Annotated in this window: 15 protein-coding genes and 1 other annotated feature; of the genes, 14 read left to right on the forward strand and 1 reads right to left on the reverse strand. The window is 35.6% G+C overall.

The features are described from left to right. Positions 1 to 342 precede the first annotated feature (342 nt). The 14 genes from BN3326_RS12495 (at position 343) to trmB (ending at position 14,623) form a co-directional block, all read left to right on the forward strand. Positions 343 to 1,356 carry a 3D domain-containing protein gene (locus tag BN3326_RS12495; protein ID WP_069999583.1) on the forward strand — a complete coding sequence of 338 codons (1,014 nt, stop codon included), beginning with the start codon at positions 343 to 345 and terminating at the stop codon, positions 1,354 to 1,356. Positions 1,357 to 1,467: 111 nt separating this feature from the next. Beyond that, a complete protein-coding gene (gene rsmA / locus BN3326_RS12500) occupies positions 1,468 to 2,337 on the forward strand; it encodes a 16S rRNA (adenine(1518)-N(6)/adenine(1519)-N(6))-dimethyltransferase RsmA (protein WP_069999584.1) in 870 nt (289 codons plus the stop codon). A 122-nt stretch (positions 2,338 to 2,459) separates the two neighbouring features. Next, the gene (locus BN3326_RS22550) at positions 2,460 to 2,588 is read left to right on the forward strand and encodes a hypothetical protein (protein ID WP_255363193.1); all 129 of its coding nucleotides are present in this window, start codon (positions 2,460 to 2,462) and stop codon (positions 2,586 to 2,588) included. Between the two features lie 292 nt (positions 2,589 to 2,880). Beyond that, a complete protein-coding gene (gene aroF, locus BN3326_RS12510) occupies positions 2,881 to 3,909 on the forward strand; it encodes a 3-deoxy-7-phosphoheptulonate synthase (RefSeq protein WP_069999586.1) in 1,029 nt (342 codons plus the stop codon). After that, positions 3,909 to 4,865: a prephenate dehydratase gene (locus tag BN3326_RS12515; RefSeq protein WP_069999587.1), complete on the forward strand. Its 957-nt coding sequence runs from the start codon at positions 3,909 to 3,911 to the stop codon at positions 4,863 to 4,865. The genes aroF and BN3326_RS12515 overlap by 1 nt, the downstream gene beginning before the upstream one ends. 165 nt (positions 4,866 to 5,030) lie before the next feature. After that, complete coding sequence (locus BN3326_RS12520; RefSeq protein ID WP_141722911.1) at positions 5,031 to 6,608, forward strand: DUF7922 domain-containing protein; 1,578 nt, start codon at positions 5,031 to 5,033, stop codon at positions 6,606 to 6,608. Between the two features lie 60 nt (positions 6,609 to 6,668). Continuing rightward, positions 6,669 to 6,919: a binding site (T-box leader), on the forward strand. 102 nt (positions 6,920 to 7,021) lie between these two features. Continuing rightward, positions 7,022 to 8,488 (forward strand): anthranilate synthase component I, encoded by a 1,467-nt coding sequence (gene trpE / locus BN3326_RS12525; RefSeq protein ID WP_069999766.1) that lies wholly within the window; start codon positions 7,022 to 7,024, stop codon positions 8,486 to 8,488. Then, positions 8,485 to 9,057: an anthranilate synthase component II gene (locus tag BN3326_RS12530; RefSeq protein ID WP_069999589.1), complete on the forward strand. Its 573-nt coding sequence runs from the start codon at positions 8,485 to 8,487 to the stop codon at positions 9,055 to 9,057. Before trpE ends, BN3326_RS12530 begins: the two co-directional genes overlap by 4 nt. Then, positions 9,057 to 10,070 (forward strand): anthranilate phosphoribosyltransferase, encoded by a 1,014-nt coding sequence (trpD, locus tag BN3326_RS12535; RefSeq protein ID WP_069999590.1) that lies wholly within the window; start codon positions 9,057 to 9,059, stop codon positions 10,068 to 10,070. The genes BN3326_RS12530 and trpD overlap by 1 nt, the downstream gene beginning before the upstream one ends. 284 nt (positions 10,071 to 10,354) lie before the next feature. Further along, positions 10,355 to 11,164, forward strand: coding sequence for an indole-3-glycerol phosphate synthase TrpC (gene trpC / locus BN3326_RS12540; RefSeq protein ID WP_074463614.1), 810 nt, complete (start codon positions 10,355 to 10,357; stop codon positions 11,162 to 11,164). 8 nt (positions 11,165 to 11,172) lie between these two features. Continuing rightward, a complete protein-coding gene (locus tag BN3326_RS12545; protein WP_069999591.1) occupies positions 11,173 to 11,790 on the forward strand; it encodes a phosphoribosylanthranilate isomerase in 618 nt (205 codons plus the stop codon). A gap of 24 nt (positions 11,791 to 11,814) precedes the next feature. Next, the gene (trpB, locus tag BN3326_RS12550) at positions 11,815 to 13,002 is read left to right on the forward strand and encodes a tryptophan synthase subunit beta (protein ID WP_069999592.1); all 1,188 of its coding nucleotides are present in this window, start codon (positions 11,815 to 11,817) and stop codon (positions 13,000 to 13,002) included. Next, positions 12,995 to 13,783 carry a tryptophan synthase subunit alpha gene (gene trpA, locus BN3326_RS12555; protein WP_069999593.1) on the forward strand — a complete coding sequence of 263 codons (789 nt, stop codon included), beginning with the start codon at positions 12,995 to 12,997 and terminating at the stop codon, positions 13,781 to 13,783. Before trpB ends, trpA begins: the two co-directional genes overlap by 8 nt. A gap of 192 nt (positions 13,784 to 13,975) precedes the next feature. Next, on the forward strand, positions 13,976 to 14,623 hold the full coding sequence (gene trmB / locus BN3326_RS12560; RefSeq protein WP_069999594.1) for a tRNA (guanosine(46)-N7)-methyltransferase TrmB: 648 nt from the start codon (positions 13,976 to 13,978) through the stop codon (positions 14,621 to 14,623). 30 nt (positions 14,624 to 14,653) lie between these two features. Here the strand turns inward: trmB and BN3326_RS12565 are convergent, their stop codons facing one another. Continuing rightward, the gene (locus BN3326_RS12565; protein ID WP_171903831.1) at positions 14,654 to 16,618 is read right to left on the reverse strand and encodes a putative bifunctional diguanylate cyclase/phosphodiesterase; all 1,965 of its coding nucleotides are present in this window, start codon (positions 16,616 to 16,618) and stop codon (positions 14,654 to 14,656) included. Between the last annotated feature and the right edge of the window lie 89 nt (positions 16,619 to 16,707).

Consider the following 16,707-nt stretch of genomic DNA (forward strand, 5'->3'; position numbering starts at 1 on the left):
AACATAAAATAGTTATTAATTAAATATTACATAATTATTAAGTTGAGATATTTATAATTTTTTTTTTGACACCTGGAAAGCCTTGATAAATGGTATGATTTAATGTATTTTTAAGCGTTTTTCCAACTAATTGAGAAAAAAATATTACAAAAAGCTTGAAAAACTAAAGAAAATATATTACAATCTGAAATGTAGTTGCAATAAAACAAAAATTACATTTATTACCACATAACTGTAATCAAGTACGATTCACCAGATCAAGTGAGAAAATCTAATTGTTTTGATTAGTAGAGATACAACTAAACTTTTTATCAAAACGATTTATGTTTTAAGGAGGGAATCATGAAGAATCGAAGTAGAATCGCTTTATTGATTGTGATGCTATTTGTCTTAGGGACAGTTACCATTACAGCTTATCAATCTCTGTCTAAGGTTATTACTTTAATCGACGATGGAAAAGTGACTCAATACCAAACAGATGCAAACAGTGTAGGAGAATTATTAAAGCAGTTAGAAATTACCCTAGAGGGTAAAGATCAAATAACACCAAGTGTTGATACAACAATCGAAGACAATATGAAAATTACTATAAATAGATGGCGTCCAACTGTTAATTTTAATTTAAATGGTGAAACAATCCAATTTAAGACACAGCTTAAAACAGTAGGAGACATCATAACTGCTAAAGACTTACAAGATGCTAATGCATTATCAGTAACACCAAGCCTAGAAACGGCTATAGTTGATAATATGAATATTAGCGTTAAAACAAAAGAGATTAAGACCGTTATAGAGGATAGACCGATTGGTTTTAATACTATAGAAAAGACAACTACAGAACTTAACCCTGGTGAGACTCAAGTAGCACAAGAAGGGAAAAATGGACTTAAGCAGGTCACATTAGAAAAAGTGATTTTTGGCGGAGAGCTTGTAGAAGAAACAGTTAAAGAAGTCATTATAAAAGAAGAAGCACAAGATCAAATTATAATGATAGGTATTAAGAACCTTATTAACGATCCTTTAACGGGCAATAATTATGAGTATACAAAAGTATATAACATGGAAGCCACAGCTTATTCAAATTCAGGCGGCGACGGCAGAGGTATTACAGCAAGCGGGATAAGGACCTTTGTTGGCGTGGTTGCAGTAGACCCAAAGGTTATTCCGCTTGGAACAAGACTCTATGTAGAAGGCTATGGCGTTGCCTTAGCTGCTGATACTGGTGGTGCTATAAAAGGGCATAAAATTGATTTGTTTTTCCATACTGAAAAAGAGTGCTATCAGTTTGGACGCAGACAAAGGACTGTCTATGTGCTGAAAGATCAGGGCATGAATGTTGCATCAATAAGAAAATAATAGTGAATTAAATCAAGTAAAAAAGAAGCTGTTCAGAGATAGCTTCTTTTTTATTGTCCTTGTTTTAACCTTTTAGGATATGGTATGATACAGCAAGAAGGAGTGAACTTTATGGATAAAATAGCAACAGCTCAAGGAACAAAGGCGATACTTAATAAGTATTCTTTTATTTTTCAAAAAAAGTTTGGACAAAACTTTCTCATAGATCCCCATGTACTCAGTAAAATTATTCATTCGTCAGCAATTACAAAAGATGATTGTGTACTAGAAATAGGACCAGGGATAGGGAGTGTTACAGAAGCACTTATAGAGCACGCAGGTAAAGTTATTTCTGTAGAGATAGATAAGCATCTTATTCCTATACTGGAAGAACAGTTTAAAGAGGCACCAAATTTTAAACTTGTGCATAATGATATATTAAAGGTTGATCTTAAAAAACTTATTGAAGAAGAGTCACCAGGTAAAAGGATTAAAGTTGTTGCAAACTTACCTTACTATATTACGACCCCTATTATTATGGCACTTTTAGAAAACGAGCTGTCTATAGAGAGTATTACGGTTATGGTACAAAAAGAAGTAGCTGACAGGCTGGCAGCTGGTCCTGGAAGTAAGCAGTATGGGGCTATTACTGTGGCTGTTAACTACTATGCTCAGCCTTATTTGGTAGCTAATGTGCCTAGAAATTGTTTTATGCCAAGGCCCAATGTAGATTCAGCAGTACTGAAACTAACTTTAAATAAAGAGCCCGTGGTGGATGTTGGCAGTACAAAGCAGTTATTTCAGATTATACGAGCTGCCTTTTCTCAAAGACGCAAGACACTGCTTAATACTTTAATGGCAAATGGAGAATTAAACTTATCTAAAGAAGCACTAAAACAACTGTTAGATGAAAGTGGTATAGGCGCATCCACAAGAGGAGAGACTTTGTCTTTGCAAGACTTTGCGAGATTATCTGATTATTTAGATAAACATAGGGTATAAAAAAGTAGTTGACAGATGATGAGTTTACAACTTATAATAAACCTAATTTTAAAAATAGAAGTTAATTAAGTGTATTTGTATAGAAAAATATTAAAAAATTTGATGATAAAGAGGATATAAAAATGAATCGTATAGACGAACTTGCAGGCAAATTTTATACATTCTTTTTTAGCTGGGGCTACTTTTATTTTAGCGCTGGTTATTTTTGCTGCAAACAAAATATACAAACGCCTATTGGCATATACGTCTGATTTAATATATCTTACTTTAATTAAAATTAAAAGATATAAGGCTTTATGTCCCAGAGGGCATAAAGCCTTTTTATTATTTATAGATTTTATTTAAATCTAATAGGTCTATCGATCATCTAACACATGCTATCAACTTTCTAATGAGATATAGGGGCCCCTATATCTGAGGGGGATAACATGAGATACTTTGTGAGAAGAGAAGGGCGGCCTAATAGATTAAGAACGTATTTAAAAATTGATTTAAGAACACAAACAACAGCATATAAGCTACATATTATAAGGAGGAATAGGTATGATCGTCGTTACAAAACACACAGCATCAGAACAAGAAATTTCAAATTTGGTAGAGGAATTAAAAAGTGCTTACCCTGTAGAAATACAAAAAATAACAGGCAGTGGGTGTACAGTTCTAGGTTTCATAGGAGATACATCATCTATAGATATGACGCAAATAGAAAATGATATCAGGGTTGAGCGCGTAATGCGAGTGACAGAGCCATTTAAAAAAGCCAATAGACACTTCCACCCAGATAATAGTATTTTCGAAATAGGCGGCAGAAAAATAGGTGGTAAAGACATTGCCATTATAGCGGGACCTTGCTCTGTAGAGAGTGAAGAACAAATTGTAGGGATTGCTGAATCTGTTAAAGCTTCAGGGGCGACCTTTTTAAGAGGAGGAGCTTATAAACCTCGTTCATCACCTTACGCTTTTCAGGGACTAGAGGAGGATGGACTTGAGCTTCTTAAGATAGCTCGGGAAAAAACAGGTCTTCCTATTGTTTCAGAAATTATGGATGTTAGAACTATTGAAAAATTTATAGATGATGTGGATATTATTCAGGTAGGGGCAAGAAATATGCAAAATTTTTCCCTTCTTAAAGAGCTTGGAAGAACAAGAAAACCTGTATTACTAAAAAGAGGGTTATCTTCCACAATCGAAGAATGGATTATGGCAGCTGAGTATATTATGGCTGGTGGTAATGAACAAGTTATTTTTTGTGAAAGGGGCATAAGAACCTTTGAAAGTTATACCCGTAATACTTTAGACTTATCAGCTATTTGTGCCATTAAGAAACTGAGTCATCTTCCGATCATTGTAGATCCAAGTCATGCAACAGGATTAAAATTCATGGTAGAACCTATGTGTATGGCAGCTATAGCTGCGGGGGCTGATGGGCTTATCATAGAAGTACACAATAATCCTGCAAAAGCTTTATGTGATGGGGCTCAATCTATTACACCAGAAGCTTTTGGCAAAGTTGTTAATAAAATGAGGAAATACGCTGCAGTAGAAGAGCGCCAAATCAGTGAGGTGAACTAATGACAGGAGAAGATCATTATTATAATATTGGTGAAAAACTTAAGCTATCTATAGAAAACTTATATAAGAATAATGAATACTTGTTAACACAAATAGAAGAAGGCATCAAAGAGCAATCTAAAACAAATCCTATTGTAGGCTATCAGGGAGTTCAAGGGTCTTTTGGAGAAGAAGCCACAATCACTTACTTTGGAGAAGGAAACGCACGCTTTATTGCGCATGAGGAGTTTGAAGATATATTTGAAGCCCTAAAAACAGGAACGATAGATTATGGTGTCGTTCCTATAGAAAATTCCAGTGCAGGTGAAGTACTTGAAGTTTATGATCTTATGATTAAACATAATATTTATATCGTAGGTGAACAGGTTATAAAAATAGAGCAGAATTTACTTGGACTAAAAGGGGCTTCTCTAGAAGGCTTAAGAGAAGTTTATTCTAAATCAGAAGCTTTATCTCAGAGCAAAGGGTTTTTAAGAGCGCATAAACATATTGAGGAAAAACCCTATGTTAATACAGCTATGGCCAGTCAATTTGTGGCCAAATCAAATGATATGACCAAAGCAGCCATAGGAAGTAAAAGAGCTGCTAAGTTATATGGCTTAGAAGTGCTTAAAGAAAATATACATTTTAATGATAGTAATTGTACGAGATTTATTGTACTTGCTAAAAACATGAATATTACAGAAGCGTGTGATAAAATAAGCATAGTATTTAATACTTCCCACACAAGCGGCGCCTTGTATCATATTTTAGGCCACTTTGCATACAATGGACTTAATTTACTCAAAATACAATCAAGGCCGCTGCAAGAAAAAACTTGGCACTACTTTTTCTTTGCGGATTTAGAAGGTAACTTGCAAGATGCCAATGTGCTTATAGCACTTGGAAAAGTTCAAGAGCAAAGTGAGTATTTTAAAATACTAGGTAATTATAAAAGTCATGATCAAGAAGGATAAGTATGATAGGTAAGAAGCTCTGTAAGAGTTGCGAATCTTCCCAAACAAGCTAAGGTTGAAATAGAGACAATTGCGACATTGTAGTCATAAGACTACAATGTTTTTCATATACATAGTATAGAATTTTAATGTGATGGGACAACAAAAGGGGATGATACTATGTATATGAATTCATTAATAAGTTTAGAAGAAAATATGCCTACATATGGAATAAATGGTAAAAAGGTTAATGGTCATGTTACGATCTCTACACCTGGGATTATTAAATGCTATGTGCAAAATTTAAATCCGTTAGAAGGACAACAATTTATACTTTATGTATTCTCAAGTAAGGAAAATAAAGGGGTAAGAATAGGTGTTTTGGCATCGCCAGATAAAAGTAGGGAGACAAAGTGGCGCGTAGATGAGAAGAATGTAATGGATAGCGGTATGATGGCAAAGGATATAGATGCAGTTGCAGTTGTTAAAGAAGGAACTAGTATGAGGGAAACAGATACTATTTTAGTTGGATTTGCAAGGAACAAGTATATCATTAGTTCGATTTTACAACAGCTACTGGCAGAATATCATAAACAAATGTCTGAGCAAAATGGTACCGAGGTCACACAACCGTCAGAAGATATGCAAATCGATATTCCAGAGTATGTAACAGAGGTGCCAGAGCCACAAGTAGATGAAGAAATTGAAGTACCAGAGTATGTAACGGAGGTACCGGAGCCACAAGCAGACGTGGAAATTGAAGTACCGGACTATGTAACAGATATGCCGGAACTAGAAATGGATGAGGAAATTGAAGTGCCAGACTATATAATGGATATGCCAGAACTAGAAATGGATGAAGAAATACAAACCCTAGATGATATGCCGTTCATGGACCCGATGGAAGATATGGAAGAGCCGGAAATAGATAATAATAATGATTGGAATAATAACTACAACAATACAGAAGATAATGATGGGATGCAGCATCATGCAGAAATGCCTCAAACCACAATGGAGAGAGTTCTAAGAGAAGCCTATATCAATAGGCAGGATTATAGAGACGCTGCGCATTCGGTATACAATAGACAACATTTAAATGAAAAAAAAGAAGATCAAGGAAAAGAACCTGTAAGAGAAAAAACATTACAAGACGAAACGCCCGAAGAAATCGATTATTTAGAAGAAATAGAAAAGAAGTTAAAAGATATTCAGACAAGGTTAAAAGGATCCAATACCTTAGAGCGAGATATAAAAAGATTCCAAGCCTCAGAGTTTATGAGTGAAACGGGATATCAAAATGAGAGAAGTAGCAGTGATTCAGATATTCAAATAGAAGAGCTTGCCAAAAAACTTGCCATGCTTAAAAATAGTATTACTGAAATGGGTACACATCAAAATAGTACCAACAAAGAAGACACGGTAGAAATAGTCTATAAGAGGGCTTTAAAGATACAACCTTTCGATTATAGAACAGATGAAATCGAGTGGGTAAGAATATCATTATCAGACCTCAATGCTGTTTCTTCATTGCCGAAGGAGTGGGCAACCCAACCTTTTGTTGCATTTTCTTATTATAAGTATAATGAGATTATACTAGGTAAAGAAAAGCATACAGATAAATATTATGTAGGCATACCAGATATTTATCATCCAGAAAGAAGAGGTCTTTTGCAGCCAGAGCACAAGGTTCAAAAATTTGTTTGCCGCAGAGATGTGGAGCCTGCAATAGGTGAGTATGGGTATTGGCTGATAAGTTTATAATTAAAAAAACTTGCTAATTAGCATCTAACCGGTTATAATGAAAACAATTAAATAATACCTTTAAAACCTGTGATAGAGGAATAAAACTAATTACGAACTTACAGAGAGCCGGCGATGGTGCGAGTCCGGCAGGAAACGAATTAGACAAATGGTCTCTTGAGGGCATGATGAAAAAGGGTTACACCTTTAGTATCTCATGACGCAGCATCAGCGTTACAGATGAGGAATGTGATAGCATTCTGCAAAAGTGCGTATTTTTAAATACGAATCAAGGTGGTACCGTGGGTGTATTCTATACGCTCGTCCTTGGCAATAGCCAAGGGCGGGCGTTTTTTGTTTTCAAAATTATATATAGCGAATGGCAAGGCAGCAGACAGCTAAGCTTTCTTTGGCCATTAAAAGGAGGAAAAAATATGTTTTATCCAAGTTTAGAAAAGGCAGCAGAACTTTCTAAGAATTATAGTAAAGTACCAGTAAGTTTAGAAATCTACATGGATTTTCATACACCTATAGCAGTACTGAGCCATATTAGAGAAAAGTATGATGAATATTTTTTATTAGAAAGTATAGAGGGCGGCGAAAAATGGGCACGTTATACCTTCTTAGGATTTAATCCCAAAGAATTATTTTATGTAAAAGAAGGAAGGGCATTTCATAAAAAAGCAGAGGGGACAAAGGAGCTTGCCGGTAATCCAATTGATTTATTAAAAGATATTTTAAAAGACTATACGGCACCTAAAGATAAAAATTTACCGCCGCTTACTGGTGGGGCAGTAGGGTATTTTGGCTATGAAACAGTAAAGTATGTAGAAGATATAGCATTAAGCAACGACGATCATTTAAAAGCGGAAGATATAAAACTTATGTTCTTTGATGAACTTATTGCTTTTGATCACCTTAAACAAAAGATTACACTTATAGCCAATATAGATGGTAATGCAAAAAATATAACAAAAGCCTATGAAGAAGCTAAAAATAAACTTATGGCACTTTATCAATTGATTAATGAACCTGCGAGAAAGCATACGATAATTTTTGATGAAGAAATTAACTTTGCAAGCAATATGACAAAAGAAGCATTTATGGAAAATGTTATGAAGGCTAAGGCTTATATTGAAAACGGAGATATTTTTCAAGTTGTGCTCTCTCAAGTTTTCAAGACAAAATTAAACTGCGAGCTTTTCGATGTGTATAGAGTGCTTAGAACGATTAATCCTTCACCGTATATGTATTTTATGAAATTTAAAGATATAGAAGTAGCCGGGGCATCCCCGGAAACCCTTGTTAAAGTACAAGATGGAACAGTTATTACGCAACCTATAGCAGGCACAAGACGCCGTGGCAAAACAGATGAAGAAGATGCAAGAATTGAAGAAGACTTGCTCGGTGATAAAAAAGAACGTGCCGAACACAATATGCTTGTAGATCTTGCGAGAAACGATGTTGGCAAAATAAGTGAGTTTAACAGTGTGCAAGTATCAGATTATATGGCTTTTAAAAGACTATCACATGTTATTCACCTGACAACAAATGTTAGAGGTAAGCTAAGACAAGGTTTTGATAGTATAGATGCGGTAAGAGAACTTTTGCCAGCCGGTACACTCTCAGGAGCACCTAAAGTAAGGGCTATGGAAATTATAGAAGAACTGGAAACTGAAAAAAGAGGGGTATATGGCGGGGCTATCGGCTATATAGGATATGATGGCAATTTAGATACTTGTATCGCTATAAGAACAGTGGTTAAAAAAGATAATATAGCGTATATTCAAGCGGGCGCTGGTATTGTCCTAGACTCAGATCCAGAAAGCGAATACAAAGAAACAATTACAAAAGCTAGTGCGGTATTTGATGCTATTCGGAAGGTAGGGGAAATGAAATGATTCTTATAATTGATAACTATGATAGTTTTACTTACAATCTCTATCAATATATAGGGAAGTTTAATGAAGATATTCAAGTATTTAGAAATGATAAAATCACGATTGAAGAAATAGAAGCGCTTGGTCCTACGCATATCATTATTTCACCCGGGCCTAAATATCCAAAGGATGCGGGGATTTCTATAGAAACCATTCGGTACTTTAGCGGGAAAATACCTATTTTAGGCGTTTGTTTAGGGCATCAATCTATAGGGGAAGCTTATGGCAGTAAAGTTATAAAGGCAAGAAATATTTTGCATGGTAAACAAAGCGCTATCTATGTAGATAATACATCAACATTGTTTAAAGGACTGCCTTCAACACTAATAGCTGGCAGATACCATTCACTGATTGTAGAAAAAGAAAGTCTTACAGATGCTCTTGAGGTTGTTGCAGAAGATGAAAATGGCGAAATTATGAGCCTTAAGCATAAGGAATATCCGGTTTTTGGCGTACAGTTTCATCCAGAGTCTATTTTAACTGAGGATGGCGAGATTATGATTAAAAACTTTTTGGAGGTGAGTATCTAGTGAATCATTATATTAAAAAGTTAGTAGAAGGAAAGAACTTAACAATAGACGAAACTAAAGCAGCTATGAATAGTATCATGGAAGGCAGTGCAACAGAAGCTCAGATAGGAAGTTTTTTAACTGCCATGAGAATGAAGGGTGAAACGATAGATGAAATTACTGCCTGTGCGCAGGTTATGAGAGAGAAATGTACGAGGCTACAAGCACAAGGAGACATAATGGATGTTGTAGGAACGGGAGGGGACTGTACTAATACCTTTAACGTATCTACGATTTCGTCAATCGTAGTGGCCGCAGCAGGTGTAAAAGTTGCTAAACATGGTAATAGGTCGGTATCCAGTAAATGCGGGGCTGCGGATATTTTAGAAGCATTAGGTGTTAAACTAGATATTACACCAGAACAAAATGCTAAGGTACTTGAAGAAGTTGGGTTATGTTTTATGTTCGCACCTGTTTATCATAGTTCAATGAAGCATGTTGCAAAACCAAGAAGGGAACTCGGCATCAGAACAGTTTTTAATATACTCGGGCCTTTAGCCAATCCTGCCTATGCGAACCTTCAAGTCTTAGGGGTATATGATGCAAAACTAATGGAGCCTATGGCAAATGTACTTCGTAATTTAGGGGTTAAAAGAGCAATGGTCGTGCATGGTCAAGATGGAGTCGATGAAGTTTCACTATGTGCCCCGACAACAGTTTATGAGATCAAAGATGGCAGCATTAGCAATTTTGTCTTAAATCCAGAAATGCTAGGACTTAAGCCTTGCAAACAAGAAGAACTTGTAGGCGGGGAAGCCCATGAAAACAAGCAAATTACCTTTGATATCTTAGAAGGCAAAAAAGGAGCAAAAAGGGATATGGTGCTTATAAACTCAGCGGTGGCCCTGTATACAGCTTATGGGGAAAAAAACCTTCAGGAATGTGTAGAAATAGCGGCAGAGGTTATAGACAGCGGCCGGGCACTTGCTAAACTTGAAGCGTTTGTTGCTGCAACTCAACAGATTGGGGAATAAGGATTCTGCTAAGCTTTGAAGTATCTAGATAAACGATGATTAATCTAATGAGGATTGATTTAATATAGAAAGTAAGTCTATAGCTATCTTTGGAGTTTAATAAGTATATGTATAATTGATGGAGACGAGCGAGGTAGTCAGGGGATGTCTTTTGACTCGACTCGGGTTTGGCTGTGGGTAGGCGGGAGAGGCAAAAGACATCCCCTGGCTGCCAAGCGGACCATATACAGGATACGTAGATTATGAATATTAATGCTTGATGCATTTTAATTAAGGAGAACGATATGATACTTGACCAGATTATAACCAGTAGAAAACAGGATATAGAAAAATTAAAAGCACAGATGAGTATACAAGATTTTATAAAGCAAATAGAGCATAATTCATTTCACAAGGCAAGTTTTAAAACAGCTATAAGGGGACGTTTCTCCAATATTGCGGATGGAGATGGGGGAGGGGTATTTAATATTATCGCTGAAGTTAAAAAGGCCTCGCCTTCTAAAGGTCTTATTTGCCCGGATTTTGATTATATTCAGATAGCTCGGGATTATGAAGTGGGTGGGGCGGCAGCTATCTCTGTACTTACGGAGCCTCATTACTTTTTGGGGGCTAATGCATATCTTACCGAGATTAAAGAAACAGTTAAGCTGCCCCTTCTGAGAAAGGATTTTATTGTAGATGAATGGCAGATTTATGAGGCAAAGGCGATAGGAGCAGATGCTATACTCCTTATTGTGGCGGCACTTAATCAACAAGAGTTGAAAGAGCTCCTAAGGTCAGCCTATAGCTTAGACCTTGATGTTTTAGTAGAAACCCATGATGAAGAAGAAGTTAAAAGGGCATTGGAAGCTAATGCAGAGATTATAGGTGTTAATAATAGAAATCTAAAAACCTTTGAAGTAAGCCTTGAGGTATCTGAAAGATTGAGAGAACTTGTGCCAAAAGACAAGGTGTTTGTTGCAGAGAGCGGTATTCATACGAAAGATGATATGAGACGCTTAAAGGAGCTTGGGACAGATGCTGTACTTATTGGAGAAAGTATCGTTAAGTCCTCTGATAGAATAGGAAAATTAAAAGAGCTTAAGGAGGTCTAAGTTTTGCGATGACTAAAATTAAAATATGTGGGTTAAGCCGAGAAGCGGATATTTGTGCGGTAAATGAATATCTGCCAGATTATATAGGTTTTGTATTTGCAAAGAGTAAAAGACAGCTTTCTATAAATCAGGCCAAGCCACTTAAGAAGTTATTAAATCCGAAGATTCAAGCGGTGGGGGTATTTGTGAATGAACCTATCGAGAGCTTAATAAGTTTTGAAAAAGAACAAGTCATTGATATGGTACAGCTTCATGGAGATGAAGATGAAGAGTATATCAGAATATTAAAGACTAAGATCAAGCTTCCTATTATAAAAGCCATAAGAGTAAAAGATAAACTAGATATAAAGCAAGCATTTGCAGCAGACTTTGTACTTTTTGATAAGTATGTCAAAGACGTTTATGGCGGGGCTGGAGAAAGCTTTGACTGGCGGATGATAGAAGATGTGAGGATACCGTATTTTTTAGCAGGAGGCATCCATTTAGATAATATTCAAGAAGCCTTAAAGAGAGCGCCTTATGCAATAGATATAAGCAGTGGTGTGGAGACAGATGGTGTTAAAGACAGAGAAAAGATATTTAAAATAATGGGTATTATAAAAGAACACAATAACAAGAATCAGTAAAATAAAAAAACGAGGTGAATTGCAATGGGTATTACAGGAAGATATGGTGAATTTGGAGGACAATATATCCCAGAGACACTGATGAGTGCCATACATGAGTTAGATAAGGCTTATGAAAAATATAAAAACGATCCAGATTTTAACGAAGAATTAAAGGCTTTATTTGAAGAGTATACAGGAAGGCCTTCTTTGCTTTATTTTGCAAAAAAAATGACAGAGGATTTAGGTGGAGCCAAAATTTATCTTAAAAGGGAGGATCTAAATCATACAGGTTCTCATAAAATTAACAACGTCTTAGGGCAGGTACTTCTAGCTAAAAAGATGGGTAAAAAGCGAATCATCGCAGAAACTGGCGCTGGTCAACATGGGGTAGCAACAGCCACAGCGGCAGCACTGATGGGACTTCCTTGTGAAGTGTTTATGGGAGAAGAGGATACTATCCGTCAAGCACTTAATGTATTTAGAATGGAGCTCTTAGGTGCTAAAGTGACAGCTGTTAAAACAGGAACCCGTACTTTAAAAGATGCAGTTAATGCAGCTATGCAGGATTGGACGAGAAGCGTAGAAGATACCTTCTATTGTATTGGATCTGTTATGGGGCCTCATCCTTATCCAGAGATGGTAAGAGACTTCCAAAGTGTCATAGGAAAAGAAGTTAAAAAACAGATGCAAGAGCGAGAAGGCAGGCTGCCGGATACACTTATTGCATGCGTAGGGGGCGGTAGCAATGCCATGGGACTCTTCTATGATTTTATAGGAGATAAACAAGTGGAGCTTATAGGCGTAGAAGCTGCTGGAGAAGGGGTAGATACCAAGAATCATGCAGCTACGATTACTAAAGGAGAAGTTGGTGTATTCCATGGTATGAAATCTTACTTTCTTCAGACAGAAGGAGGCAGTATTGCACCTGTATACTCTATATCAGCAGGGCTCGACTATCCGGGGATAGGGCCAGAACATGCCTATTTGCATGATACCAAAAGAGCAAGGTATGTACCTGCTACAGATAAAGAGGCCGTGATGGCATTTGAATATCTATCTAGAATAGAAGGCATTATACCAGCCATTGAGAGCTCTCATGCAGTAGCACATGCGATAAAGATAGCGCCAACGATGTCAAAAGAGCATATTATCGTGATTAACCTATCTGGAAGAGGGGACAAAGATGTAGCGAGTATAGCAAGATATAAGGGGGTTGAGATTAGTGAGTAAGATACAAAAGGCATTTGAAAAAGTAAAACAGCAAGGGAGAAAGGCTTTCATCCCCTTTGTAACAGCAGGAGATCCTAGCCTAGAAGCAACTGAGAGATTCATTTATACTCTAGAGCAGACAGGTAGTGATATAATCGAAATAGGTATTCCTTTTTCAGACCCTATAGCAGATGGTCCAGTCATCCAAAGAGCGAATGTCAGAGCGCTTGAAAATAATGTAACGATAAGCAGAGTTTTTGATATGGTAACAAGCATTAGAAAAACAACAGATGTGCCACTTGTTTTTTTACTGTATGCTAATACGATTTATTACTATGGTATTGAAAGTTTCTTTAAAAAGTGTCAAGAAACTGGAATAGATGGTGTTATTATACCTGACCTTCCTTTTGAAGAAAGAGAAGAGTTTAATGTGTTTGCATCTGCCCAGGAGGTTGATGTGATTTCACTTGTTGCACCGACTTCTAAAGAACGTATTAAAGAGATTAGTAAAGATGCAGCAGGCTTTTTATACTGTGTATCTTCTATGGGGGTAACAGGTACAAGAGATAATATTCAAACAGATCTTAAAGCGATGTTTGAAACTATCGATGAGTATTGTAACATTCCTACAGCTTTAGGATTTGGGATTTCCAGTGCTGATCAAGCAAAAGCTATAAAAAGTTATGCTGATGGGGTCATCGTTGGAAGTGCTATCGTGAAGATTATAGAAGAGCATGGAGAAAAAGCTGAGGAAGCACTTACACACTTTGCGCAGGAAATGATGAGAGCCCTTAGAAATTAAAAAGTCACTTGCTAGTAAGTGATGAAATGCTTAAAATTATGCCTATTTAATGAATTGCATAGTTGTTAATAAAATGATAAAGTATAACTAAGAGGTATAAGTATATACCTCTTTTTTAAAGCTTTTATATATAAGGTTGCATAACAATGATAAATTTTAAATAGTTATTTAAAAAAGAAAGGAAGCTATAAAATGCGTTTAAGAAGAGACCCGAGGGCACCAGAATATCTGGCAAATGATGAAAAAGTAGTACTTGAGCCAGAAGCTTTTAAAGGAAAATGGAAAGAAGAATTTGGAAATGATCATCCTATTCATGTAGAGTTTGGCTGTGGTAAGGGCGGGTTTATTACAGAACTTGCCAAGAGAAATCCTGAGATTAATTATATTGCAGCAGAAAGAGCTGAAACAGTAGTGTATAAGGCGTGTAAAAAAGCGAGCAATCAAGATGACACCCCTCAGAATTTAAGATTTCTTTATTTTGATGTTAGTAACTGTACGAGTATTTTTGAAAAGGGAGAGGTAGAGCGCATTTATCTTAACTTCTCAGATCCATGGCCTAAAAAAAGATATGCGAGTAGAAGATTAACGAATAGAAACTTTTTAGAAAAGTATGCGTATATTCTTTCAGAAGAAGGTGAGATACACTTTAAGACAGATAATAAAGGATTATTTGCCTATTCGATAGAAGAATTTTCAGCCATGGAGTGGTTAATGAAAAATGTAACATTAGATCTTCATAATAGCGATATGGAAGATAATATTATGACAGAGTATGAAAAAAAGTTTTCGGAGCTCGGCTATACAATTAATAGATTAGAAGCGCTTAAGCTTAAAAGGTAGGGTATGCAAAAACTAAGCATACCCTACCTTTTAAGCTACAGTAAATAACAACAAACTAAGAAAATGATCAAACGGAACAGGTTTACTATAATAATAGCCCTGATAATAGTTACAGCCTAAAGATTTTACGGTATTATACTGCAATTCATCTTCTATCCCTTCGGTAACAATATCTAAACCTAGGTCTTGGCCCATTTTAGTAACACATTCTAAAATAATGAGATTTTTTTGTTCTGATTTAATATTTTTAATAAATTCCCTATCAAATTTTAGCTCATCAAAATTAAGTTTTGAAAGATAAGCTAATGAGGAATAGCCTGTACCAAAGTCATCTAAAGAAAATCTAAACCCTAATTGTTTTAATTGAGTTACGGTAGTATTTACTTTGTTCATATTATGAATAAGTATAGATTCGGTAATTTCAAAAATAATGTATTTAGGAGAAATACTATATTTCACAGCAGTTTTTTCTATGAATGAGACTAAGTCAAGCTCCATAAATTGTGCAACAGAGAGATTAATAGAAAACTTTAAATCCTTAAAGCCCATGTTATTAAGCTCATGGACATATTTAAAGGTAGTATCAATAACATAGCGGCCTATTTGATTAATGAGGCCAAGTTTTTCAGCTAAAGGAATAAATATATCTGGGGTAATTGTAGTTTCGTTGCCGCGCCATCTTATAAGCGCTTCAGCTCCAGTGATTTGATTATCTGTGACACTTACTTTTGGCTGCAGGTACACTTCCCAGAAATTGCAGGAGGTGGCTTCCTTAAGCCTAGCTTCTAGTTCTAAATTAGTCTGAAGAGATTTAGTCATCTCAGATCGATAAAGTGCATAACGAGAAGCAGTGTGTTTTGAAACATGAGATGCAAGTTCCAATTCCTGGATAAGTATATCATAATTAAGTTCGGCATCACTAATATATGTAGCACCAATACAAGGGTTTAAGTCAATAGCACATAAGTTTTGATCAGAAAAGATGGATAAGATACTCTTGATAAATTCCTCGAATTGGTTAGAAGGACCTCTGTATAAAATGACAAATCTATCAGTAGAAAAGTGATAAATATCCTCATCAGTACCAAAGTGAATGGCTAGGGCTTGTGAAATGTCCTGTAAAACTGCCTTACTTTCTTTATAACCAATGAGCGTAAGGAGTAGTTTGAAATTTTTAATACTCAGCATACATACACCTGTTAGGTCGAAAAGGGTGTTTTTAATGTCTACATGTAATTTATGTGCATTTTTAAGACCAGTATCAGGATGTGTATAGGCTAGGTAGTGTATACGTTTCTCAGCTTCTATGAGCTCAGAGTCCTTTGAACGCATATCTCTTTTAGTCATAAGCAGCCTTACAGTAGATGTTTCTGCAAGAAATAAACTAAAAGATAATGTAAGGAAAAAGCATATACATAGCGTGATAGTTATATATAGATCAAGGCTTATATGATCCTGCAGTAAGTTAGTTGTTAGTAATGCAAAAATACAAAAAATAGTATAATAAAGTCTAAGCAGTGAGATTTTACCAACTACCTTATAAGCAAGATAATAATAGCTTACAAGAATAACAATATAAAAGAGCATAATAACTTTTATAACAGTTATTACTTGTGGTTTTAATATTAACGCTGCAAATAAACCTATATTAAGCGATACCAGTGTAATCATAAGAGACATTGGGAATGATTTTTTTCTTCGGATATCGTGAATGATCAATAACAATGTAATAAAAAAAACAATACCTAGAGCAATGGATAAATTAGATATATAGGTGGATTTATGAGGAATGGTATTTAACAAAAAAAGTACAATTAAAAGACTTTCGCTTAACCATAGAAGAGAGAAAGAAACTACATTTTTAATAAGTAGTATGCTTGATATTGATTTGCCTTTAAGCAAGTGGCAAAATGTTAAAAAACTATATGCAGTTAAAAAAAGCAAAACAAGTATAACCAGTACGATTTGAAAGGAATCTAAATTAGATAATGTCATAAAGTTTCTCCTGCTTACATATTCAAACATATACTTTGTTATAGAATTTTAAGATATATGGTAAAATTATCATAGTCACTTATAAATAC

This window comes from Cellulosilyticum sp. I15G10I2, from assembly GCF_900095725.1.
GTDB lineage: Bacteria > Bacillota > Clostridia > Lachnospirales > Cellulosilyticaceae > FMMP01.